Genomic DNA, 1,685 nt, shown 5'->3' on the forward strand with positions numbered 1-1,685 from the left:
TGAACTGCTCCCCGTCAAGTAGACAGGGTAAATAATGAAAACCAGCCTAGGCGGCTTGAGCCCTGTATTCGACAGGGCTCAAGCCGTTTAGTCGTTTCTGGAGACGATCATGGTTGTAGAACGATATGTAGGCCTCGATGGCCGACGTGAGTTCGCTATAGGCCTGGAACTCACGCAGGTAGTACATCTCGACTTTCAGGGTACCCCAAAAACCCTCGATCGGGGCGTTGTCGAGACAACGTCCGACGCGAGACATGCTGTGGGTCAGTTTTGCGTCTTCCACCATGCGTTTGAACCCTCTCGATGTATATTGAAACCCTCGGTCGCTATGGATCATCGGACCCGCTCCTGTACGGAGCCCCGCGATCGCTGGGATCATCGTCTGGAAGACGAGCCCATTGTTGTTGGATTTCCCGATGCGATAGGCGACGATCGAGCCGTCATAGAGGTCGATGATCGCGCTCAGATACGCCCTCCTCCCGGCGCCATATTTGAACTCGGTGACGTCGGTGCACCATTTCTCGTCCGGTCGGGACGCGCTGAATTCTCGGTTCATCAGGTTCTCGGCCACATGCTGCGGTGAAGACTTTTTGTACCGTTTTCGCTTCTGGCGGATGACCGAACGGATCTCGTGGATGCGCATGAGACGATAGACCCGCTTCTCGTTGTATGCCGGTAGGCCATGCTGGCGTCGTCTCCGATTGACCGTCATGGTGATCCGTCGATACCCGTAGGTCCCGTTCACCTGGTCGTAGAGGAGACGGATGTCCTCCAGTAGACTCAAGTTCTCTTCCTCGCGTACCGAGACGGTACGTTTTAACCATTTATAATAGGCGGCCCGTGAGACCTGCGCGATCTCGCATAAGAGCACGACCGGGAACGTGTCGCTTATCGACATTTCCTTGATGGCCGTGTAACGCAATTGTAGCCGGATCTGGCTGATCAACCTCTCCTCTCGATCTCCTCTAACTTTTTTAGGAACAGGTTCTCGGCCCGAAGGCGCTCGTTCTCCCGCTCGATCTGTTGGATGCGACGTTCAAGCTTCTCCTCGTTGGTCAGTTCCTCTTCTTGCTTTGTCCGTCCGCGCCGGTCCTCGAGCCCGTGCACGCCGTCGGCGTCATATTTTTTCGTCCAGCCATAGACCTGCTGGTACGACACGGCGAATATCTCGGCCGTCCGTTGATAGTTCCGTCCGTTGTCCAGGCAATACCTGACGATCTCCATGCGTTCCTCGAATGTTGTCTTTCTCCCTTTGGCCATAGCTCGATCCATCCCTTTTCTCGAATCTGTTAACTCGCTATGACCAGTATACTTCTTGATCCACCGATATAGAACCGACCAACTACTAATATGATATTTGGAGAGAACCTCCATTTTGGTGAACCCATCGAGATAGTCACGTACGGCCGCGATCTTCTGTTCCTTGGTGTAATGTTTCCATGTCTTCGACTCCTTCAACGCATCGATCCCACCGGTATCGAATTTCACTTTCCACAACTGAAGGGTATCCATAGAGACGTCATGAGCCTCCTCGATTTCCTTCCAGGTGCATGTTCCTTCTTCCAGCATACGTAGTGCACTCAGTTTTTGTTCAATCGAATGCCGACTTCTCGCCATAAAAAAACACTCCCCAATAGATAAACAGATTTGTTATTTCATCTGTCTACCTATTGGGGAGCATATCA

The 1,685-nt window shown here is 52.4% G+C and carries 1 protein-coding gene; it reads right to left on the reverse strand.

Annotated features, from left to right (window positions below):
- Positions 1-46 precede the first annotated feature (46 nt).
- A protein-coding gene (locus EVJ29_RS15200; protein ID WP_131466594.1) for an IS3 family transposase occupies positions 47-1,617 on the reverse strand; the annotation gives its coding sequence in 2 pieces (ribosomal slippage) (positions 47-978 and positions 978-1,617; 1,572 coding nt in all).
- Positions 1,618-1,685 lie beyond the last annotated feature (68 nt).

It is taken from the genome of Exiguobacterium sp. SH4S7, from assembly GCF_004336795.1.
GTDB lineage: Bacteria > Bacillota > Bacilli > Exiguobacteriales > Exiguobacteriaceae > Exiguobacterium > Exiguobacterium aurantiacum_A.